This is a genomic window from Micromonospora sp. NPDC050784 (assembly GCF_044456765.1).
GTDB lineage: Bacteria > Actinomycetota > Actinomycetes > Mycobacteriales > Micromonosporaceae > Micromonospora > Micromonospora foliorum.
Window position 1 is genome coordinate 299,765 of record NZ_JBITGG010000006.1, and the last position, 20,302, is coordinate 320,066.

20 protein-coding genes are annotated in these 20,302 nt (G+C 72.3%); 10 read left to right on the plus strand and 10 right to left on the minus strand.

The genetic code is table 11. The features are described from left to right. Positions 1-111 precede the first annotated feature (111 nt). From trpD to ACIBD9_RS11200, 3 genes are all read right to left on the minus strand, one after another. The gene (trpD, locus tag ACIBD9_RS11190) at positions 112-1,155 is read right to left on the minus strand and encodes an anthranilate phosphoribosyltransferase (protein ID WP_396716625.1); all 1,044 of its coding nucleotides are present in this window, start codon (positions 1,153-1,155) and stop codon (positions 112-114) included. A gap of 92 nt (positions 1,156-1,247) precedes the next feature. After that, complete coding sequence (locus ACIBD9_RS11195; RefSeq protein ID WP_387176555.1) at positions 1,248-1,643, minus strand: hypothetical protein; 396 nt, start codon at positions 1,641-1,643, stop codon at positions 1,248-1,250. A 107-nt stretch (positions 1,644-1,750) separates the two neighbouring features. Further along, on the minus strand, positions 1,751-2,671 hold the full coding sequence (locus tag ACIBD9_RS11200; RefSeq protein WP_396716627.1) for a cytochrome c oxidase assembly protein: 921 nt from the start codon (positions 2,669-2,671) through the stop codon (positions 1,751-1,753). Between the two features lie 108 nt (positions 2,672-2,779). Between ACIBD9_RS11200 and ACIBD9_RS11205 the strand changes: the two genes are divergently transcribed. From ACIBD9_RS11205 to ACIBD9_RS11225, 5 genes are all read left to right on the plus strand, one after another. Then, positions 2,780-3,379: a heme-copper oxidase subunit III gene (locus tag ACIBD9_RS11205; protein ID WP_091408043.1), complete on the plus strand. Its 600-nt coding sequence runs from the start codon at positions 2,780-2,782 to the stop codon at positions 3,377-3,379. Positions 3,380-3,449: 70 nt separating this feature from the next. Beyond that, on the plus strand, positions 3,450-4,286 hold the full coding sequence (locus tag ACIBD9_RS11210) for a cytochrome c (RefSeq protein WP_387176552.1): 837 nt from the start codon (positions 3,450-3,452) through the stop codon (positions 4,284-4,286). A 64-nt stretch (positions 4,287-4,350) separates the two neighbouring features. Next, positions 4,351-5,439, plus strand: a complete 1,089-nt coding sequence (locus ACIBD9_RS11215) for a ubiquinol-cytochrome c reductase iron-sulfur subunit (RefSeq protein WP_387176550.1) — start codon at positions 4,351-4,353, stop codon at positions 5,437-5,439. Beyond that, entirely contained in the window at positions 5,436-7,067 is a 1,632-nt protein-coding gene (locus ACIBD9_RS11220; RefSeq protein WP_396716630.1) for a cytochrome b N-terminal domain-containing protein, read from the plus strand. Before ACIBD9_RS11215 ends, ACIBD9_RS11220 begins: the two co-directional genes overlap by 4 nt. 193 nt (positions 7,068-7,260) lie before the next feature. After that, entirely contained in the window at positions 7,261-7,950 is a 690-nt protein-coding gene (locus tag ACIBD9_RS11225) for a DUF4142 domain-containing protein (protein ID WP_396716632.1), read from the plus strand. 93 nt (positions 7,951-8,043) lie between these two features. On the opposite strand, the gene ACIBD9_RS11230 is transcribed toward ACIBD9_RS11225, so the two are convergent. The 5 genes from ACIBD9_RS11230 to ACIBD9_RS11250 all read right to left on the minus strand — a co-directional run bounded on the left by ACIBD9_RS11230 (position 8,044) and on the right by ACIBD9_RS11250 (position 13,549). Continuing rightward, positions 8,044-8,331 carry an Lrp/AsnC family transcriptional regulator gene (locus ACIBD9_RS11230; protein ID WP_074313163.1) on the minus strand — a complete coding sequence of 96 codons (288 nt, stop codon included), beginning with the start codon at positions 8,329-8,331 and terminating at the stop codon, positions 8,044-8,046. A gap of 79 nt (positions 8,332-8,410) precedes the next feature. Next, positions 8,411-9,280, minus strand: a complete 870-nt coding sequence (locus ACIBD9_RS11235) for an NDP-sugar synthase (RefSeq protein ID WP_396716634.1) — start codon at positions 9,278-9,280, stop codon at positions 8,411-8,413. Beyond that, positions 9,277-9,819 (minus strand): NUDIX hydrolase, encoded by a 543-nt coding sequence (locus ACIBD9_RS11240; RefSeq protein ID WP_396716636.1) that lies wholly within the window; start codon positions 9,817-9,819, stop codon positions 9,277-9,279. Before ACIBD9_RS11240 ends, ACIBD9_RS11235 begins: the two co-directional genes overlap by 4 nt. 53 nt (positions 9,820-9,872) lie before the next feature. Further along, positions 9,873-11,666 (minus strand): RelA/SpoT family protein, encoded by a 1,794-nt coding sequence (locus ACIBD9_RS11245; protein WP_396716706.1) that lies wholly within the window; start codon positions 11,664-11,666, stop codon positions 9,873-9,875. Positions 11,667-11,794: 128 nt separating this feature from the next. Continuing rightward, positions 11,795-13,549 carry a DEDD exonuclease domain-containing protein gene (locus tag ACIBD9_RS11250; protein WP_396716638.1) on the minus strand — a complete coding sequence of 585 codons (1,755 nt, stop codon included), beginning with the start codon at positions 13,547-13,549 and terminating at the stop codon, positions 11,795-11,797. Positions 13,550-13,676: 127 nt separating this feature from the next. On the opposite strand from ACIBD9_RS11250, the gene ACIBD9_RS11255 reads away from it, so the two are divergent. The 5 genes from ACIBD9_RS11255 (at position 13,677) to ACIBD9_RS11275 (ending at position 18,938) form a co-directional block, all read left to right on the plus strand. Continuing rightward, complete coding sequence (locus ACIBD9_RS11255) at positions 13,677-15,128, plus strand: NYN domain-containing protein (RefSeq protein WP_396716640.1); 1,452 nt, start codon at positions 13,677-13,679, stop codon at positions 15,126-15,128. Between the two features lie 94 nt (positions 15,129-15,222). Further along, positions 15,223-15,942, plus strand: a complete 720-nt coding sequence (locus tag ACIBD9_RS11260; protein ID WP_396716642.1) for a DinB family protein — start codon at positions 15,223-15,225, stop codon at positions 15,940-15,942. Between the two features lie 240 nt (positions 15,943-16,182). Continuing rightward, complete coding sequence (locus tag ACIBD9_RS11265) at positions 16,183-16,401, plus strand: hypothetical protein (protein ID WP_238657243.1); 219 nt, start codon at positions 16,183-16,185, stop codon at positions 16,399-16,401. A gap of 156 nt (positions 16,402-16,557) precedes the next feature. Beyond that, positions 16,558-17,817: a M48 family metalloprotease gene (locus ACIBD9_RS11270; RefSeq protein ID WP_396716644.1), complete on the plus strand. Its 1,260-nt coding sequence runs from the start codon at positions 16,558-16,560 to the stop codon at positions 17,815-17,817. Further along, a complete protein-coding gene (locus ACIBD9_RS11275) occupies positions 17,814-18,938 on the plus strand; it encodes a glycosyltransferase family 4 protein (RefSeq protein WP_396716646.1) in 1,125 nt (374 codons plus the stop codon). Before ACIBD9_RS11270 ends, ACIBD9_RS11275 begins: the two co-directional genes overlap by 4 nt. 13 nt (positions 18,939-18,951) lie before the next feature. On the opposite strand, the gene ACIBD9_RS11280 is transcribed toward ACIBD9_RS11275, so the two are convergent. Beyond that, a complete protein-coding gene (locus ACIBD9_RS11280) occupies positions 18,952-19,614 on the minus strand; it encodes a lysophospholipid acyltransferase family protein (protein WP_396716648.1) in 663 nt (220 codons plus the stop codon). 20 nt (positions 19,615-19,634) lie between these two features. Then, complete coding sequence (locus tag ACIBD9_RS11285) at positions 19,635-20,219, minus strand: TetR/AcrR family transcriptional regulator (RefSeq protein ID WP_396716650.1); 585 nt, start codon at positions 20,217-20,219, stop codon at positions 19,635-19,637. Positions 20,220-20,302: the final 83 nt, after the last annotated feature.

The window sequence follows — 20,302 nt, forward strand, 5'->3', positions numbered from 1 at the left end:
CCACCCCCGGATGCGACAACGACGCACCGACGGCAGCAGAGAACCACTCAGCTGTAGTTTCCCAGACGGGTCCGACAAATCTCCGCGCCGACGGGTCCGGCGAGGGCGGGGTCAGGCGGTGGCGGTCTCGATCCAGCGGTCCAGGGTCGCGGCGGCCGCGCCGGAGTCGATCGCCTCGGCCGCGCGGGCCAGGCCGGCGCGGAGCGCCTCGGTCAGGTCGCCGTCGAGTGGGCCCTGGGTGGCGAGCGCCGCCGCCGCGTTGACCAGCACCGCGTCCCGGACCGGGCCCGTCTCGCCGGCCAGCAGGCGACGGGCCACGCCCGCGTTGTACGCGGCGTCTCCGCCGCGCAGGTCCGCCAGGGTGGCCCGGGGTACCCCCAGGTCCGTCGCGTCCAGCACGGCCTCGCGTACGGTGCCGCCCTGGGCCGCCCAGACCCGGGTCGGCGCGGCGGTGGTGAACTCGTCCAGCCCGTCCTCGCCGCGCATCACGATCGCCGAGTCGCCACGGGCCGCGAACACGCTGGCCATCACCGGGGCCATCCGCAGGTCGAAGCAGCCGACCGCGCCGGCCCGGGGGCGGGCCGGGTTGGTCAACGGGCCGAGGAAGTTGAAGAAGGTGGGCACGCCCACCTCGCGCCGAACCGGGCCGGCGTGCCGCATCCCGGGGTGGAACCGGGCCGCGAAACAGAACCCGATACCGGCCTCCTCGACACAGCGGGCGACCTGCTCCGGGCCGAGATCCAGCGGGATGCCGAGGAACTCCAGCAGGTCCGCGGTGCCGCACAGGGAGGAGGCGGCCCGGTTGCCGTGCTTCACGACGCGGACCCCCGCACCGGCGACCACCAGTGCCGTCATCGTGGAGATGTTGACCGTGTGGGCGAGGTCACCGCCGGTGCCGACCACGTCGAGCGCGGTACGGCGCAGCTCCTCGGGGAGCGCCACCGGGACCGCGCGACCCAGCATCGCCTCCACCAGGCCGGCCAGCTCGGCGGGAGTCTCCCCCTTGGCCCGCAGCGCCACGGCGAAGGCGGCGATCTGCGCCGCGCTCGCCGAGCCGGTCATGATCTCGTCCATCGCCCAGGCGGTGTCGGCGGTGGAGAGTTCGTCACCGCGCAGCAGCGCGTTGAGCAGGTGCGGCCAGGTCCGATCGCCCATGGCGGGCCTCCCGAGCATGCGAAGTGCGGGTGGGCTGGAACCGGCGCCGAGGAGATCCGGCGCCGTGGGGGGTGCCGGAGGAGCGTGGGACGTCAGGCGGGTGCGTGCGTCCGCAGCAACTCGGCCACCGTGCCGCCGGTGGTCACCGGGTCGAGCGGGTGCACCAGCGTCGCGTCGACCTCGGCGTACGCGGCCAGCCATCGGTCGGCGGCGCGGGCGATCACCAGGCAGGTCGGGGGAGCGTCGTCCCGGTCGTCCTTGATCTGCCGGGCGATGCCGATGCCGCCGCCCGGGCTCGCCTCACCGTCGAGCAGCAGCAGGTCGATCTCGTAGTCGTCGACCAGCCGGATGGTCTCCGCGTAGGTCGACGCCTCGACGAACTCGATCTGCAGACCGGGCGCGGGCCGGGTGCCGACGGCCATCCGCATCCGATCACGGACCTGCGGGTCGTCGCTGTAGAGCAAAACGGTGCAAAGACGATCGCTCATGGCTGGCCTGACTCCCACCTCGTAGCTGCTCGCAGATCGTACCGGTCGGCGTGACGTAGCCGACATCCCGCCCGGCGTCGCGCGTCGGGGCGTACCGTCCGGGCAGCTCAGGCGGGCGCGGCGTCGGCGGCGCGGTCGCGGGCCTCCTGGCGGTCCAGCTCGCGGTCCACCCGGCGGGCCTCCCGCTCGGACTGCTTGACCCACTGCACCACCAGCACGGCGAGCATGGTCACACTGACGAACTCGCCACCGGCCCAGAGGATGCCGCCGGCGACCACCTGGTCCTGCCAGGGGTCGACCCAACCGAGGTTGAGCGACGGGTACCAGTCGCCGCCGAAGAGCGTGCTGCTCTGCATGATGGTGAGGCCGAGCACGGTGTGGAACGGCACGGAGAGCAGCATCAGCAGCGCACGCGCCGGGTACGGCCAGCGGCCGGGCAGCGGGTCGAGGCCGAGCAGCGGCCAGAAGAACACGCAGCCGGTCATGATGAAGTGCGCGTGCACCAGCTCGTGCGCCCAGGCGTGTTCGAGGGTGAAGCGGTACAAATCACTGAAGTACAGCACGAACGGGTTGACCACGAAGATGGCGAACGCCACCAGCGGGAAGCTGTAGACCCGGGCGACGCGGCTGTGCACGATCGCGAGCAGGCGCTTGCGCGGACCGACCGGCAGGGTCCGCAGGGCCAGGGTCATCGGCGCGCCCAGCGCCAGGAAGATCGGCGCCACCATGGACAGCACCATGTGCTGGATCATGTGCACGGACAGCAGCGCGGTGTCGTACGCGTGCAGCCCGCTGACCGTGACGAGCGCGATACCGCCCAGGCCGGGGCCGAGGAAGAACACGGTACGGGCGACCGGCCAGCGGTCGCCCCGCAGCCGCAGCCGGTACACCCCGTAGAGGTACAGGCCGGCGGCGAGCACCAGGCCGAGGGCCAGCCAGCTGTCCAGCCGGGTCTCGCTCAGCACCGCGCCGACGGTGAACGGCGGCGGGGCCGAGGTGGCGGCGAAGATCGGATCGACGTGCAGCACGCTTTTCAGGCTAGGCCAGGCGAACCGGACCCTGACGCTCGGGCCACGGAAGGCGCAGGTTTGCCACCCCGCTGATCGCCGGCCCCGGTCAGGGGCAATAATGACGGCGTGACTGCGGCCCCAGCCATTGACAAGAGCCGGATCCACTCTCTGACCCGACCGAACATGGTCAGCGTCGGGACGATCGTGTGGCTCTCCAGCGAACTCATGTTCTTCGCGGCGCTGTTCGCGATGTACTTCTCGATCCGCGCGGCTGCGCCGGAGCAGTGGGAGAAGCACACCGAGGCGCTGAACATCCCGTACGCGACCACCTTCACGGTGATCCTGGTGCTGTCCTCGGTGACGTGCCAGCTCGGCGTCTTCGCGGCGGAGAAGGGTGACGTGCACGCGCTGCGGCGCTGGTTCACCGTCACCTTCGTGATGGGCCTGATCTTCGTTCTCGGCCAGCTGAACGAGTACCGGCACCTGGTCGCCGACGGCATCAAGATCAACGGAGACGGGTACGGGTCGGTGTTCTACCTGACCACCGGCTTCCACGGCCTGCACGTGACCGGCGGTCTGATCGCCTTCATCATCTTCATGGTCCGCACGACCATGGGCCGGTTCACCCCGGCGCAGGCGACCTCGGCGATCGTCGTGTCGTACTACTGGCACTTCGTCGACGTCGTGTGGATCGGGCTGTACGCCATGATCTACTGGCTCCAGTGATCTTGCGCGTCACATTCCGCGCTGCTGCTCCGTCCCCTGAGACAGGTCCAACCGGTTAAGGACACCGCTCATGACTTCTGACAACGACCGCCGACGCGGTCTGCTCGCGCGGTTGCGTGAGCGGCCCGCCGCGCGCAGCAGGGGCCGCCGCCGGCTGGGCGCCGCGGTCCGGCTGATCGCCGCGCTGATGCTCGCCGGCGGCGCATACACCGTCTTCGCCCCGGGCGCCCAGGCGCAGGACAACCCGCAGCTGACCGGCGCCGCCGCCGAGGGCAAGGCGCTGTTCGACGTGAGCTGCGTGACCTGCCACGGCCGTAACGCCCAGGGTGTCGAGGGCCGCGGGCCGAGCCTGATCGGCGTCGGCGCGGCATCGGTCGAGTTCCAGGTCAGCTCCGGGCGGATGCCGCTGGCCCGCCAGGAGGCCCAGGCGCACCGCAAGCCCCCGCTCTTCACCGACGAGCAGACCCGCCAGCTGGCCCAGTACATCCAGGAGCTCGGCGGCGGCCCGGTCGTGCCCGACGGCGACGACCTCCGTGAGGACGGCAACATCGCGGCCGGCGGTGAGCTGTTCCGGATCAACTGCTCGCAGTGCCACGCCTTCGGTGGTGGCGGCGGCGCGCTCTCCTCGGGCAAGTTCGCCCCGAGCCTGCACCCCGCGACCGACCGCCAGATCTACGCGGCGATGCTGAGCGGCCCGCAGAACATGCCGGTGTTCGGCGACAACCAGCTTCGGCCGGAGCAGAAGGCCGACATCATCGCCTACATCCAGGAGACGCTGAAGCACGACCAGGACCCGGGTGGGTTCAACCTCGGGCGGTACGGCCCGTCCACCGAGGGCCTGGCGATCTTCCTGGTTGGCATCGTGGCGCTCGTCTTCGCTAGCCTGTGGATTGCGGGTAAGTCGTGACCGAGCAGGCCATCCGAATCAGTGCTGTGGTGCCGCTCGGCGCCACCCGTAGCGAGGTGACGGCATGAGCACCCACACCGAGCACCAGGCCCCGCAGGGCCAGGAGCCGCTCGACGTGAACGACCCCAAGCTGACCCGGTTCGACATCGTTCGTGAGGGCGCGCGCCGGGACGACATCGAAATTGTCCACTACGAGCCGCAGGTGCTGCCGGGCACCAAGGCGGAGCGTCGGCTGACCCGGGTGGTCGCCGGCTTCTTCCTGATCACCGGCCTGGCCGCGACCGCCTTCCTGGCCATCTACATCTGGTGGCCGTGGAAGTACGAGGCGGGCCGGGGCGGCGACAAGTTCTACACCCCGCTGCTCGGCTTCACCCTCGGCGTGGCGCTGCTCGCCGTCGGCTTCGGCATCCTGACCTGGGGCAAGAAGTTGCTGCCCAAGGAGGTCTCGATCCAGGACCGGCACGAGGGCCAGGTTGACGAGGAAGGCCGCACGATCACCGGCCAGACCATGCTCTACATGGCGGACGAGCTGGGCGTGAAGCGTCGCCCCCTGCTCGGCATCTCGCTGCTGGCCGGTCTCGCGCCGGTCGCCGCGGTCGCCGCGGCACCGCTGGTCGGCGGGCTGATCTCGCAGCCGCACAAGAACAACCAGATGTTCACCACCGGGTTCGCCGCCGCCGAGGGTGGCCAGCGGATCCGCCTGGTGCGCGAGGACGGCCGGCCGATCCGCCCGGCGGACATCAGCACCGGTGGGCAGCTGACCGTCTTCCCCGGCATCGACCACGGCGTGAGCAACAGGCACGCCGACTCGCCGACGCTGTTGATCCACCTCCGCGACTCCGACGCGCAGGAGTCGCGCCGGGCCAACGAGCGGGTCGGCCACGGCGACTACATGTGGGGCAACTACGCGGCGTTCTCCAAGATCTGCACGCACGCGGGATGCCCGGCCAGCCTGTACGAGCAGCAGACCAACCGGCTGCTCTGCCCGTGCCACCAGTCCCAGTTCCTGATCACCGACAACGCCCGGCCAGTCTTCGGCCCCGCCAGCCGGCGGCTGCCGCAGCTGCCGATCGAGGTGGACGCCGAGGGCTTCTTCGTGGCGAAGTCCGACTACACCGAGACCGTCGGGCCTGATTTCTGGGAGCGGCCATGAAGCGTCGAAAGTTTGACCTTGCGGCGACGCCGGGCAAGGCCGCGGTGGGAGTGGACGACCGCTTCGCGGTGGCCACCCCGCTGCGCAAGCTACTGAACAAGGTCTTCCCGGACCACTGGTCCTTCCTGCTCGGCGAGATCGCGCTGTTCTCGTTCATCGTGCTGCTGCTGACCGGTGTGTTCCTCACCTTCTTCTTCGAGCCGGCGATGACCGAGGTGGTCTACGACGGCAGCTTCGCGCCGTTGCAGGGCACCCCGATGTCCGCCGCGTACGCCTCCAGCCTGGACATCTCGTTCGATGTCCGCGGCGGTCTGGTGATGCGGCAGATGCACCACTGGGCGGCGCTGCTGTTCATGGCCGCGATCGTCGTGCACATGCTGCGGGTGTTCTTCACCGGTGCCTTCCGCAAGCCGCGCGAGACCAACTGGATCATCGGTTCGCTGCTGTTCTGGGTCGGCTTCCTGGCCGGCTTCACCGGCTACTCGCTGCCGGACGACGGCCTGTCCGGCACCGGCCTGCGGATCGCCTCGGCGATCATGCTGTCCATCCCGGTGATCGGCTCCTGGGTCACCTCGTCGATCTTCGGCGGCGAGTTCCCGGGCACGATCATCATCAGCCGGTTCTTCATCGCCCACGTGCTGCTCATCCCGGGTCTGCTGGTCGCGCTGATCAGCGTCCACCTGGGCCTGGTCTTCAAGCAGAAGCACACCCAGTGGCCCGGCCCCGGCCGGACCAACAACAACGTGGTCGGCGAGCGGATGTTCCCGCGGTACGCGTTGAAGCAGGGCGGCTTCTTCATGGTCGTCTTCGGCGTCATCGCGCTGATGGGCGGTCTGTTCCAGATCAACCCGATCTGGCTGTTCGGCCCGTACGAGGCGTGGGTGGTCTCGGCCGCCAGCCAGCCGGACTGGTACGTCATGTTCCTCGACGGGTCGACCCGACTCATGCCGGCCTGGGAGATCCCCATCCCGATCGGCGACGGGTACGTCATCCCGCCGCTGTTCTGGCCGACGGTCGTGCTGCCCGGGATCCTGGTGGGCCTGTCGACGATGTACCCGTTCCTGGAAGCCCGGCACCTCAAGGACCGCAAGAGCCACAACCTGCTCGAGCGTCCCCGGGATGCTCCGGCCCGGACCGCCGTCGGCGCCATGGCCGTCTCGTTCTACATCGTGCTGACGCTCTCCGGCGCCAACGACGTGATCGCGGACAAGTTCCAGATCAGCCTGAACGCGATGACCTGGGCGGGCCGGATCGGCCTGCTGGTGGTCCCGCCGCTGGCGTACTACGTCACCTACCGGCTCTGCCTGGGTCTGCAGCAGCACGACCGGGAGGTGCTCGCGCACGGCGTGGAGACCGGCATCATCCGGCGCCTGCCGGACGGCCGGTTCGTCGAGGTGCACCAGCCGCTCAGCGCGTCCAACGGGCACGCGGACGGCCACGGCCAGCTGGACTACGTCGGCTGGGTCGTGCCGAAGAAGATGAACCGGCTGGGGGCCCTCGGCCCGGCCATCCGGGGCTTCTTCTACCCGATCGAGAAGCCGGTCGAGGCTCCGGTCTCGCCTGGGCACCCGCCGGTCGAGGCCCGACCCGAGCGCGAGGAGATCACCAGCGGCGAGAGCCGCCGCTGACCGCCCGATCGCACCGTTACGGGGCGCCCGCCGGATTCCGGTGGGCGCCCCGTCGTATCCGCACCCCCCCGCCCATCCGACCAGGAGTCGGACGGCCACAGCGGGACCGGTCGACCCCGCGCGACGGGCGATCGCAGGAATAACCCCGGTGAGCCGGGTATCCGTGCGGTCCAACGTCTCAAGGGGGGGAAGCATGTTGGGTATCAAACGCCTCGGCCTGTTGGCCGCGCTGGTACTGGTCGGTGTCGCGCCGGCTGCGGCCGCGCAGGCCGCGGCACAGCCGTCAACGCAGGACACCCAGTACCTGCAGGCGGTACACCAGGTCAACCTGTTCGAGATCACCGCTGGTGACCTGGCTCAGCAGAAGGGTCAGGACCAGGGGGTCAAGGACCTGGGCGCGATGCTGAAGACCGACCACACCCAGCTGGACCAGACGGTGCAGCAGACCGCGTCGCAGCTCGGGGTGGAACTGCCGAACGAGCCCAGCGCCGATCAGCAGGCGGTCATCGACAAGCTGAACAACGCCAGCGGCGCGGAGTTCGACCGGCTCTGGGTGACCAGTGAGCTGGCCGGCCACGTCCAGGCCATCCAGGCCACCCAGACGGAGATCTCGCAGGGCTCCGAGCCGACGGTGGTCCAGTTGGCGCAGACGGCGCTTCCGACGCTGCAGACGCACTACGACGAGTTGGTGGCGCTCGCCAACAAGTTGGGCGTCCCGGTTCCGCAGACCAGCGCCAGCGGTACGCCCAGCCCGGGCGGCACCGGCACTGAGTCGCCGGCTCCGGGCGGCACCGGCACCGAGTCGCCGGCTCCCGGTGGGACCACCGAGTCCCCGGCTCCGGGCGGCGGCAGCACCGAGGTACCGGCTCCCAGCGAGAGCTGACGTAGCCACCGCAGACGGCCGGTCCGCCCCACGGGGTGGGCCGGCCGCCCTGTGCGCCGTGGGGCCGGCACGGGCCCCGGAACGGCGGGCGGGTCAGTCGGCGCTGGCCAGGCCGATCGCGAACGCCTCCTCCAGGTCGTGCTGCGAGTACGCCCGGAAGGCGATGTGCGACTCGGTGTTGAGCACGCCCGGGACCTTGGAGATGCTGCCCGCGATGACCTGGGCGATCTGGTCGAACTCGCGGACCCGGACGATGGCGATGAGGTCGACGTGCCCGGCCACCGAGTAGACCTCGCTGACACCGGGAAGGTTGGCCAGGTTCTCCGCCACCTCGGGGATCGCATCGGTGGCGCAGTCGATCAGCACGATCGCGGTGATCACGGGGCATTTCTCCGTTCGTCGGCGTCGTCGCCCATGCTAGATGTTCCCGCCCGAGACCGGAGGCGGGAGCCGTCGGGGCTCAGCCCTGGGCGGGGCAGGGCACGGTCAGGTCGCTCCCGGCCCGGATCACGTTCCGCAGCCGCTCACCGGCACGTACGGTCGCGCCCGGCCACACCACCGTGCGGAACACGTCGCCGTCCACCCGCGCGCCCGCGCCGACGACCGACTCCACGCAGCGGCCGGTCACCGTCGCGGACTCCTCGACGAGAGCGCCGCCGGCCGCGGCGTGCAGGTTGGCCGCCAGGTAGTCGGCCGGGGTGCCGGTGTCGATGAAGGTGCCCGGATAGGGCACCACCGTCAGGGCGCCCGCCGCCTCGGCCGGACGCCACACGGCGCGGACCAGGTCCGAGAAGACGACCGGCAGGTCGCGGACCAGCCGCCAGGGCAGCAGCGAGAAGCCGGTGAAGCAGTGCCCGGCGAAGGTGCCCGGCGCCGCCGGGTCCGCGGCGGGCTGGCCGAGCAGGCGTACGGTGTGCCCGTCCCAGCCGGCGAGCAGGGCGGCCACGTCCGGGCCCGGGGGAGCAGCCGGGTCGGCGAGGTACGCGTCGGCGTTGCCGACCAGCACCGGCCGCCCGTCGATCCAGTCCCGCAGGTTGGCCACCCCGCCCGCGGTGCCCAGCGGGTCGCCCGGCTCCACCGACAGGTGCGCGCGGTCACCGACGTGCGCCACCACCTGGTCGCCGAGGTAGCAGGCGTTCACCGCGACCCGGTCGGGACCGGTCAGGCCCAGGCCGGCCAGCCGCGCCAACGCCCGCTCCAGCAGGGGTACGTTGCCCACCGGGCAGAGCGCCTTGGGGACCCGTTCGGTGAGCGGACGCAGCCGCGTGCCCTCGCCGGCGGCCAGCACCACCGCGCACAGCTCCGCCGGCACACCGGCCGTACCCGTCACGGGGTGTCGTCGGGCACCGGTGGCGGGAACTGCCCGGCCAGCGGCCCGATGTCGTAGTAGGCGAGCAGCCGGGCCGTCGGCCAGGTCAGCTTGGGCAGGTCGTCCAGGGGGTGCCAGGTGGCCTCGAAGACCTCCCCACCGTCGACGGTCAGCTCGGTGCTGGACGCCGGCACCTCGGTCTCGAAGACCATGTCCACCCAGCCCTTGGCATGCACGATCGCGTTCGGCACCGCCGGACGCAGCCGGGACGGAGGGAGCCGGACGCCGGACTCCTCGAACAGCTCACGTGCCGCGCCCACCACCGGGGCCTCGCCCCGGTTGAGCAGGCCGGCGGGGAGCGACCAACCCTTGCCGGGCGGCTGGCGCAGCATGAGCAACCGACCCGCGCCCGTCGCCTCGGAGTCACGGACCAGGGTCACCGCGCCGACGATGTACTTCGGCACGGCCAGCCGGACCAGGCGCCGGCGCACCGGCAGCGGCAACCGGTAGAAGGCCTGGTAGAAGAGGGCCCGACCGGTGGCGCGGGAGCGGGGGATCATGACTCCAGGCTAGTGGTCACGAATGTCCTTCGGACGCGCCGGGGCCCGCCGGGTCACTGTCGATGGTCGACCAGGTCGATGAGCTGGCGGACCACGGTGTCCGGTTCGATCACCCGGTCGAAGACCGCGACCAGCAGGGTCTCCAGGTCGGGGTAGCCCAACTCCTCGGAGAGGCGCAGCAGCGGCAGGTCACTGGCGAGGCCCCGGTTGTGCTGGCGCAGGGCGAGCCCGATGGTGGCCCGACCGAGGCGTACCTTGTCGCTGATCGTGATGCCCGGCTCGGTGTGCTCGGCGAACCACCTGTTGATCTGCATCTGCGCGTGCGGCGACTTGACGAAGCTCAGCCACTCCCGGCGAGGGCCGCGCGGCGCCACACCGGCCTCGAAGCCGTTGTCGCCGTCGTTCTCGGTGAAGATCTCCACCACGTCGCCCTCGTCCAGCTCCGAACTGAGGGGGGCCAGCCGACCGTTGATGCGCGCGGCCAGGCAGTGGTCGCCCCGGTCGTTGCCCAGCTCGTACGCGAGGTCGACGGGCGTGGCGCCGGCCGGCAGCACGACCTGCCGCCCGTCGGAGAAGACCTGGATCTGCCCCTCGGCCAGGTCACAGCGCAGCGACTCGTAGAACTGTGCCGGGTCGGCGGCGTCCGGCTCCCAGTCGAGCACCCGGCGCAGCCAGTCCAACTGCTCGGCGCGGGCCGCGGCGCTGCTGCTGCCCGAGCGGGGAAACCGGAAGTCGGCGGCGATGCCGTACTCGGCCGAGCGGTGCATCTCCTCGGTGCGGATCAGCACCTCCACCGTGCGGTCCTGGGGGCCGCAGACGCTGGTGTGCAGCGAACGGTAGAGGTTGTTCTTCGGCGAGGCGATGAAGTCCTTGAAACGGCCGGGCACCGGTCGCCAGGTGCCGTGGATCGCGCCCAGCGCGGCGTAACAGTCGGTGGCCGGGCCGTCGACCACCACCACGATGCGGGGCAGGTCGTACGGGGCGGTGTGGCCGCCGGCGATGGTGTCCTTCCAGATCGAGTAGAGGTGCCGGGGACGCGGGCTCACCTCGGCGTCGACCCGGCTGCGACGCAGCGCCACCCGGGCCCGGGTGACCACCGAGTCGAGGTACGCGTCCCAGCCCGGCCGGTCGTGCACGTGCCGGGCCAGCCGGGCGTGCTCGTCGGGCTCGAGGTGCAGCAGCACCACGTCGTCCAGTTCGCGCTTGAGGGTCTGGATGCCCAGCCGGTCACAGAGCGGGACCAGCACCTCCTGGGTCTTGCGGGCGATCCGTTCCCGCGACGACGCGGAACGCACCCCGAGCGTGCGCATGTTGTGCAGCCGGTCGGCCAGCTTGATGATCAGCACCCGGACGTCCTTGGCGGCCGCGACGATCATCTTGCGGATCGTCTCCGCCTCGGCGTTCTTGCCGTAGAACGCCTTGTCGAACTTGGTCACCCCGTCGACCAGGTGAGCCACCTCGCCGCCGAAATCCTCGGAGAGCGCCTGGAGGGTGTAGCGGGTGTCCTCCACGGTGTCGTGCAGCAGCGCCGCGACCAGGGTGGTGGTGTCCATCCCCAGCTCGGCGCAGATCTGCGCCACCGCGAGGGGGTGGGTGATGTACGGCTCCCCGCTCTTACGGAACTGCCCGCGGTGCATGTTCTCCGCGATGGTGTACGCACGACGCAGCACCGCGGGGTCGGTGCCGGCGTGGATGCCCCGGTGGGTGCGGACCAGCTGCGTGACCGGGTCGGAGTCGGTGGTCGGCCAGCTGAGCAGCGACCGCAGCCGGCGGGCGAGCGGCAGCTCACCCGGCTGTGTCGGCAGGGCGCCCCCCAGGGCGGCGCCGTGTCCGGCGTCGACGTCCACGAGGGACACCTCCTCACCCCGGCTCCGCACCGCCGGATCCCGGCGGCGGGGAGCAGGCCCACGAATCGGGCAGGACTGCACTTCTCTAACAGCCTAAGCGAGTCGACGTAGTCCGATCGGTCAGTTGGTCATGAGCGTTCGGTCGAGAGTTGGTGGGACGCGCCGCTCTCGGCCTTCGCCAGCAGGTCACGGAACCGGCCCGCGCCACTCGCCGGAGAGGACCAACCGGAGGACATCTCGACGAGTCGGGTCTCCGGTCGCTCCAACCAGGACAGGATCCGCTCGGACTCCTCCGCCGTGGCGGCCGGCACCGGACCGTGCCCGCCGGACACCGTCTCGGCGGTGGCCCGGATCGTGGTCAACGTGGGCCGCGGGTGCACGCCCGGCGGCGACACCCCCGCGCCGGCCAGCCGGCCGTGCCGGACCAGCGCCAGCTCCCAGCCGCCCCGGGCGGCCGGCCGGGCCGCCGCCAACTCGACGATCCCGGTCAGCGCGGCCAGCCGCTGCATCCGCACGGTGGCCCGCAGCACGGCGGCCAGCCGGGACCGCACCACGGCGGCCTCCTCGTAGCGCTGGTCACGGGAGAGCACGTCGATCCGGGCGAGCAGCGCGTCCACCACCGGCTGGGGGTCACTGGCCGTCGCGGTGCGGAAGGGCGCGGCGGCGCTGTCGTCGTACTCCTCGGGGGTGATCTTGTGTTCGCAGGGTGCCGGGCAGCGACCCAGCTCGGCCAGCGCGCAGGCCGGCGTGACGGTGCGCAGCGAGAGCCGGTGCGTGCACTGGCGCAGCGGCACCGCGTCGTGGAAACCAGCGGCGGCCAGCTCGGCGGCCCGCCGGGAGGTGAACGGCCCGAGGTACGCGGTGTCGGTGGGGGAGAGGTCGCGGACGATCGACAGCCGAGGGTACGGACCGTCGGTCAGCTTGAGCCAGACCATCCGTTCCGGGTATTTGGACCGGCGGTTGTACGGCGGGGCGTGCGCGGCGATCAACCGCAGCTCACGGACCTCCGCCTCCAAGGAGTGGGCGCACTCCACCGCCTCGACCCGCTCGGCCGCGCCCAGCATCTCGGAGATCCGGGCACGCTTCTCGCCGGCCGTGAAGTAGCTGCGCACCCGGGTGGCGATGTCGACGGAGGTGCCCACGTAGAGCGGTCGGTCGTCGGCGGCCCGGAAGATGTAGACCCCGGGGACCTTGGGCAGCCCCTCGGCCAGGTGCCGTTTGCGGCGCTGGGTCGGGGTGACCGCGCGGGCGAACTCGATGGCGTCGCCGACCGTGTCCACCCGGTGCCCGCCGAGGCGACCGATCAGCCCGTGCAGCACGTCGACGGTGGCCTTCGCGTCGTCCAGCGCCCGGTGGGTGGGTTGGGTGGCGGTGCGGAAGTAGGCGGCCAGGGTGCCGAGCTTGCGGTTGGGCACCTCGTCGCGGGTCAGCACCCGGCGGGCCAGCGCCGCGGTGTCCAGGACTCGGGGGTTGGGCCAACGGTAGCCGTGCTTCGCGCAGGCGGCCTTGAGGAAGCCCACGTCGTACGGGGCGTTGTGGGCCACCAGCACCGCGTCGTCGATGAACTCCAGGAAGCTCGGCAGCACCTGCTCGATCGGTGGCGCCGGCACCAGCATGGCCTGGGTGATGCCGGTCAGCACGGTGATGAAGGGCGGAATCGGCTGGCCCGGGTTGACCAGGGTCGCCAGCACCCCCAACTGCTCGCCGCCGCGCACCTTGACCGCGCCGATCTCGGTGATGCCGCCGCCGTCCGGCGCGCCGCCGGTGGTCTCCAGGTCGACCACCACGAAGGTGGTCGCGTAGAGCGGCAGCGCCGGGTCAACCCCGCCCACCGCCGGGTCGAGACCGGCCAGTGACTCCTGGACGTACTCCGCCTGTGCCATCGGCGGCACGCTAGCGCCACGGTCCGACACTCCCGTCGCAGCCGTCCCATCCGTCACCATGGGGCTAGGATGAGAGATCGGCTCACTCACCGGGCGGTGGGCCCGGTCGCGGTGGGAGACTTGCCACATGCCCCTCACCGAGCCGTACGACGACCACCTCCCGCAGGAGGATCCGGTCGCGCTCGACGGGGCTGTCGGCAACCCGGACGACAACGTAGTCACCGACACATCGGGCGCATCTGACCCGATGACGGGCGACGGCCCCGCTGCCGAGCCCGAGCCGACCCTGCCCGAGCCGGTCCGGCAGCGGATCGTGACGCTGACCGCGGCGGTGCTGCCCACCCTCCCCACCGACGAGGTCCCGGTGCCGTTGCGCCGGGTGGCCAAGTTCGCCCCCAACCGACGCGCCCGGCTCGGCGCACCGGTCATCGCCGCCCAGCTCACCGCCGACCCGCTGTTCCGGCAGCGGGTCACCGCGCGGGTCCTGGCCGACGCCGGTGACCTCGGTGCGGCAGTGGTCGAGGGCACCGCGCCGGCCGCCGCCGACCCGGTCGAGGTGGCCGCGCTGGCCTACCTGGCCCGACCCCGTGGCTGGCGGGAGCTGATCGACGCCAGCGGCGCGGCCGTACGCGCCGAGGCGGACAGCGCCGTCGTCGCCGAGCTGGTCCGCGAGGCCGAGCAGCGGGCCACCCGGGCCGAGCACGACCGCGCGGTGGCCCGGGTCGAGGCCGAGAAGCTCCGCGACGAGTTGGCCCGCGTCCGCGAGGAGCTGGGTCAGCTCCGCGAGGAGTCCCGGCAGGTGGCCCGCACCCTGCGGGAGACCCAGGTCCGCGAGCGGAAGGCCACCGAGCTGCTGGCCACCGAGCGCGGCCGGGCCGCTCGCGCCAGCGCCGACGTGGACGCCGAGCTCCGCCGCGCCCGGGCCCGGCTGGCCGAGGCGGAGGCCGCCGCCGGGGTGGCGCGGGCCAGCGCCAAGGAGGCCCGCTCGGTCGACGACGCGCGGCTCTGGCTGCTGCTGGAGACCATCGGTCAGGCCGCCGTCGGGCTGCGCCGCGAGTTGGCGCTCGACCCGGTGGACAAACTCCCCGCCGACTTCGTCGCCGACGCGTTCGCCGAGCAGCCGGGCACCGCCCCGGCCGGCCCCGCCGCCCGCGCCCGCGACACCGACGACCCGGCCCGGCTCGACCAGCTGCTCGCCCTGCCCCGGGCGCACCTCGTGGTGGACGGCTACAACGTCACCAAGCGTGGCTTCGGCGAGATGTCCCTGGAACAGCAGCGCAAACGCCTCATCACCGGGCTGGGCGGGATCGCCGCGCAGACCGGCGACGAGGTCACCGTGGTCTTCGACGGCGCCGAACGGATGCACGGGCTGCCGCCCGCCCCGCGCGGCGTACGGGTGCTCTTCTCCCGCAAGGGCGAGACCGCCGACGAGCTGATCCGGCGCCTGGTCCGCGCCGAGCCGGCGGGCCGGCCGGTGGTCGTGGTCTCCTCCGACCGCGAGGTCGCCGACGGGGTACGCCGGCACGGGGCGTACCCGCTTGGTGCGGACTCGCTGCTGCGGCGACTCGCCCGCTCCTGAAGGACACGGCGTTCTGCCGCACCGCGCCTTGGTCTATCCCTCTGTCGTACCCGAGCGCTAGCGTCGCTGCTGTCGCTGACGGGAGGGAGTCGCCATGGCACAGGACGACGTCAAGGTCTTCGTCGACCGGGACCTGCGGGGTGCCCGGTTCAACAGGTCGACGCTGGCCGGCGCGGTGATGCGCGGCGTCGACGTGGATGCTCTGGACATCGACGCGCCATGGCTGGCCGAGGGCACGTTCCTGATCAACGGCGTCGATGTCGTGCCGCTGGTCGAGGCCGAGCTCAACCGACGATTCCCCGGGCGCGACCTCCGACAGGCCAAGAATCCGGACGACCTCCGCGTGGCGTGGGCGGCACTCGAACGGGCCTGGGCTGCGGCGGTCGACCGGGCTGTGTCCATGCCTGAGGGTGCGGTCGACGTCTCGATCGACGGGGAGTGGTCGTTCGCGCAGACCCTGCGCCACCTCGCGTTCGCCGCCGACACCTGGCTGGGCAAGGCGATCCTGCGCCTGCCGCAGCCCTTCCACCCGCTCGGTCAGTGGCATGCCGAGTACGAGACCGAGGGCTTCGACATGTCGGTCTTCGCCACGGAGCAGCCGACCTTCGAGGCGGTCCTTGAGCTGCGGGCCGAGCGGCAGGCCATGGTGCGCGACTTCCTCGCAACCGTCACGCCGGACCTGCTCGCCGAGACTCGGCCGGCCGCCTGGTGGCCCGAGAAACAGGTGTCCGTCCTGCACTGCCTTCACGTGATCTTCGACGAGGAGTGGCAGCACCTCCGCTTCGCCCTGCGTGACCTCGACGCGCAGGGCTGAGACGTCGCCCGCACAGCCGCTCGGGCCGCGCCGTCGCTAGATCGACACGAGTTCCTTGATGTCGGGTCTTCCGGCCGGGTGGGATGGCCCGATTTCGCTGATCTGGAGTGGATCTAGCACTGAAACGGGCGGTCGGACGCGGTTCCTGTCGTACCCGGTGGTTAGTGTCGATGTCACCGACGGTGCTCGGTCGGCGACGGCAGGGGTCGCCCGTGCACCGAGAGCCGATCAGGAGGCGTGATGCTCATCGACTGTGACGGGTGCGCGAAGCGGGCCGGAGGCTGTTCCGGCTGCCCGCTGACCGCCCTGTTCGACGAGACGTCCCCGGCGGCCGGGCTGGTCGCCGCCGAGGTCGAGGCCATCGAGGTGCTCGCTCGGGCCGGCTTCGACGTGGAGGTGCTGGCCGCGCCCGCGCGCCCCGGCGCGGCTCGCCGCCGTCCCACCCGCCGGGTCGCCTGAGCGCGACACCGCGCCCGGAAGCGCGCTTCTCCCGGGCCATAGGATGAGCGGTCACGGCGGGAGGAGCGGCGCGATGAGCGGGGAACGACGGCACGACGGCGGGCTGGTCGACGGCGCGCTCGGTAACGCCGGCAGGGCCCGCCGGGTGGTGACGCGGTGACCCCGCGGGGTTGGGCGCTGCTGACCCTGGCCGGGCTGACCATCGCGCTTGGCGTGCTGGCCGCGGTGCTCATCCCGTGGCACCGCCCGCCGGCACCCCGGGCCGACCAGCTCGCCGCGCTGGGTGACCTGCCGGCCGAGCAGGTGGCCAAGGGGCGGGAGTTCCGCGCCGCGCTGCGCCCCGGCGGCTATGCCGCGCTCGCCGTCGGCTTGCTGATCGCCCTCGCGCTCGGGTTGACCCCGCTGGGCAGTCGCCTGGTCGAGCTGGTGGGCCGGCCGTTCGGCGGGCACTGGGCCGCGCAGGCGGTGCTCGGCGGGCTGGCGGTGGTGCTCGTCGCCGACCTGGTGACGCTCCCGTTCGCCGCCTGGCGGCAGAGCGTGCTCACCCGCTACGGGTTGAGCACCAACGGCTGGAGCGGCTGGGCGGTCGACCTGCTCAAGTCGTACGCGGTCAGCGCGGTGATTGGCGCGGTGGCGCTGTTCGGCTTCTACGCGGTCATCCGGCTCGCGCCGCGCTGGTGGTGGGCGTTCGGCGCGGCCGGCGCCGCGGTGCTGGTGGTGCTGCTGTCGTTCGTGCTGCCGGTGCTGGTGGAGCCGGTGTTCAACCGGTTCACCCCGATGGAGCAGGGCCCGCTGCGCACCGAGTTGATGAGCATGGCCGCCCGCGACGGGGTGCCGGTGCGTGACGTGCTGGTCGCCGATGCCTCCCGCCGCACCAGGGCGGTCAACGCGTACGTCTCCGGTCTCGGGCCGACCCGACGGGTGGTCGTCTACGACACGCTGCTGCGTGAGGCGACCCCGGCCGAGGTGACCGCCGTCGTGGCGCACGAGTTGGGGCACGCCAAGGATTCCGACGTGGCGGCCGGCACGCTGACCGGGGCGCTGGGTGCCGCGGCGGCCGTGGTGGCGCTCTACCTGCTCGGCTCGTGGGGGCCACTGCTGCGGCTGGCCGGTGTCGACTCGGTGGCCCAACCGAGCGCGTTTCCGCTGCTGGTCGCCCTGGTCACGGTGGCCGGGCTGGTCGCCGCTCCGGTCCAGGCGCTGATGTCCCGACGCGTGGAGGCGCGGGCCGACGCGCACGCGCTCGCGCTCACCGACGACCCGGAGTCCTTCGAGTCGATGCAGCGCCGGCTCGGCTCGGTCAACCTCGGCGACCCCGACCCGCCCCGCTGGGAATACCTCTATTCGGCCTCGCATCCGTCCACCGTGGAGCGGATGGCCGCCGCCCGCGCGTACGCCCGGGAGGCCGGCCGATGAGCCGCACGCTGCTGATCACCAACGACTTCCCGCCCCGCCCGGGTGGGATCCAGTCCTTCGTGCACAACCTCGCGGTCCGTCAACCGGCCGGCTCGGTGGTCGTCTACGCGTCGAGCTGGCGCGGGGCCGCGAAGTTCGATGCCGACCAGCCGTTCGAGGTGGTCCGGGAGCGCACCCGGGTGCTGTTGCCCACCCCGTTGATCGCCCGCAGGGCGGCCCGGTTGGCGCGCGCGTACGACTGCGACACGGTGTGGTTCGGCGCGGCGGCCCCGTTGGGGCTGCTCGCGGCCGGCCTGCGGAGGCGGGCCGGCATCCACCGGGTGGTGGCGCAGACCCACGGCCACGAGGTCGGTTGGGCGGCGGTGCCGGCCGCCCGGCCGGCGCTGCGGCGCATCGGTCGGGGTGTGGACGTGACCACCTATCTCGGCGAGTACACCCGTAGCCGGTTGGCGCGCGTGCTGGACGGGGTGACCGAGCTGCGCCGCCTCGCCCCCGGGGTCGACGTGGACACCTACCACCCGACCGTGGACGGTGAACAGGTCCGGGCCCGGCTCGGGTTGACCGACCGGCCGGTGGTGGTTTGTGTGTCCCGGCTGGTGCCGCGCAAGGGTCAGGACACCCTGATCCGGGCCCTACCGGAGATCCGCCGTCGGGTGCCCGACGCGGCGCTGCTGATCGTCGGTGGCGGGCCGTACCGGGCGACCCTGGAGAAGCTGGCCCGCCAGACCGGTGTGGAACGGGATGTGGTGTTCACCGGCACGGTGCCGTCGGTCGAGTTGCCGGCGCACTACGCGGCCGGCGACGTCTACGCGATGCCGTGCCGCACCCGCAACCGTGGCCTCGACGTCGAGGGGCTGGGCATCGTCTACCTGGAGGCATCCGCGACCGGCCTGCCGGTGGTGGCCGGTGACTCCGGTGGTGCGCCGGACGCGGTCCGGGAGGGGGAGACCGGCTACGTCGTACGCGGCCGGGACGTCGCCCAGCTCGCCGACCGGGTCGCCCGGCTGCTCGCCGACCGGGACCTGGCCCGTCAACTGGGCGCGGCTGGCCGGGCATGGGTGGAACGGGAGTGGCGCTGGGAGGCGCAGGCGGAACGCATGGCGGCACTGCTCGCCGGCTGACCGCCGCCCGCGTTCACCTTTCCCGGGCGGGCGCGTAGCGCGGCACGTACTCCTGGCCGGTGAGCTTCTGGATCGCCGCCATCACCTCGTCGGTGACCGTCCGGATGTCGCGCGGCCCGTTGATCCGCTCGGCGACCGGGATCGGCGGGCCGAACCGCAGGGTGACCGGGTGTCGACGGGGCAGCCGCGCGTCGACCGGCAGCACCTCGGCGGTGCCGAGCACGCCGACCGGGATGATCGGCACCCCGGCGTCGCGGGCCAGCCGGGTCATCCCGACTCGGCCCCGGTAGAGCCGACCGTCCGGGGAACGGGTGCCCTCCGGGTACACGGCGACCAGGCCGCCGGCGCGTAGCACCGGGATGGCGGCGTCGAGGGCGCGCAGGGCGGCCCGGCCGTCGGCCCGGTCGACCGGGATGGCACCCATGCCGGCGACGATCCGCCGGTTGAGCCAGCCGCCCGGACCTCGGCCGTTGAAGTACTCGACCTTCGCCCAGAAGGTGACGTGTCGGGGCGTCGAGGTGACGAGGAACAACTCGTCGGCGACGGACAGGTGGTTGCCGGCGAGGATCGCCCCGCCGTGTCGGGGCAGATGCTCAAGCCCTTCCACCCGGGGCCGCCAGCCGAACCGCAGCGCGGTGCCGACAGTCAGCTTGGTGACGTCGTACAGCAGGGGCACGTGTCCTCCGGGGTCGAGTCTCAGGCGGGCGCCGGGCCGAGGTGGGCATCCAGCGCGGCGCGCAGCAGGGCGTCGTCGTCGCTGGCGCCGGTGGCCAGCGGCAGGCTGCCCCAGGCCCAGAGTTGGGCGATGCCGTGCAGGTTCGCCCAGAGCGCGCCGGCGAGCACCGCCGCGGGCGCGTCGGTGGGCCGGCGCGCCTGCGCCACCAGATCGGCAAGGACGGCGAACAGCGGCAGGCTCGTCTCCCGCAGCCGCAGCCGGCCGCTGTCCAGCAGGTCGTGGCGGAACATCAGCTCGAACATGCCGCGGTGGGCCGCCGCGAAGTCCAGGTACGTCCGGGCCAGCGCGGTCAATCGGGTACGCGGGTCCGCGTCGACATCGCGCATCGTCTGCTCGACCCGGGCGGTGAGGTCGGCGAAGCCCTCCCGGGCGATGGCGGAGAGCAGGTCGACGTGGGTGGGGAAGTAGCGGCGCGGCGCGCCGTGCGAGACCCCGGCACGGCGGGCGATCTCCCGCAGCGACACCGCCGACTGGCCCTCGCGCAGCACCAGGTCCACCCCGGCGGCCACCAACCGCGCCCGCAGCCCCGTCTCGTCCGCGCTCATAGACACTGTCTACCAGTCGTCGTAGACGTTGTCTACGGCCGGTGTGGGATCTCCCCCTAGCGGCCGCCACAAGATCGTGCTCG

Coding starts and splice junctions, on each gene's coding strand:
- ACIBD9_RS11255 (WP_396716640.1), top strand. CDS start 13,677: ATGCCCCTCACCGAGCCGTACGACGACCACCTCCCGCAGGAGGATCCG.
- ACIBD9_RS11195 (WP_387176555.1), bottom strand. CDS start 1,643: ATGAGCGATCGTCTTTGCACCGTTTTGCTCTACAGCGACGACCCGCAG.
- ACIBD9_RS11250 (WP_396716638.1), bottom strand. CDS start 13,549: ATGGCACAGGCGGAGTACGTCCAGGAGTCACTGGCCGGTCTCGACCCG.
- ACIBD9_RS11210 (WP_387176552.1), top strand. CDS start 3,450: ATGACTTCTGACAACGACCGCCGACGCGGTCTGCTCGCGCGGTTGCGT.
- ACIBD9_RS11215 (WP_387176550.1), top strand. CDS start 4,351: ATGAGCACCCACACCGAGCACCAGGCCCCGCAGGGCCAGGAGCCGCTC.
- ACIBD9_RS11285 (WP_396716650.1), bottom strand. CDS start 20,219: ATGAGCGCGGACGAGACGGGGCTGCGGGCGCGGTTGGTGGCCGCCGGG.
- ACIBD9_RS11265 (WP_238657243.1), top strand. CDS start 16,183: ATGCTCATCGACTGTGACGGGTGCGCGAAGCGGGCCGGAGGCTGTTCC.
- ACIBD9_RS11275 (WP_396716646.1), top strand. CDS start 17,814: ATGAGCCGCACGCTGCTGATCACCAACGACTTCCCGCCCCGCCCGGGT.
- trpD (WP_396716625.1), bottom strand. CDS start 1,155: ATGGGCGATCGGACCTGGCCGCACCTGCTCAACGCGCTGCTGCGCGGT.
- ACIBD9_RS11240 (WP_396716636.1), bottom strand. CDS start 9,819: ATGATCCCCCGCTCCCGCGCCACCGGTCGGGCCCTCTTCTACCAGGCC.
- ACIBD9_RS11260 (WP_396716642.1), top strand. CDS start 15,223: ATGGCACAGGACGACGTCAAGGTCTTCGTCGACCGGGACCTGCGGGGT.
- ACIBD9_RS11220 (WP_396716630.1), top strand. CDS start 5,436: ATGAAGCGTCGAAAGTTTGACCTTGCGGCGACGCCGGGCAAGGCCGCG.
- ACIBD9_RS11225 (WP_396716632.1), top strand. CDS start 7,261: ATGTTGGGTATCAAACGCCTCGGCCTGTTGGCCGCGCTGGTACTGGTC.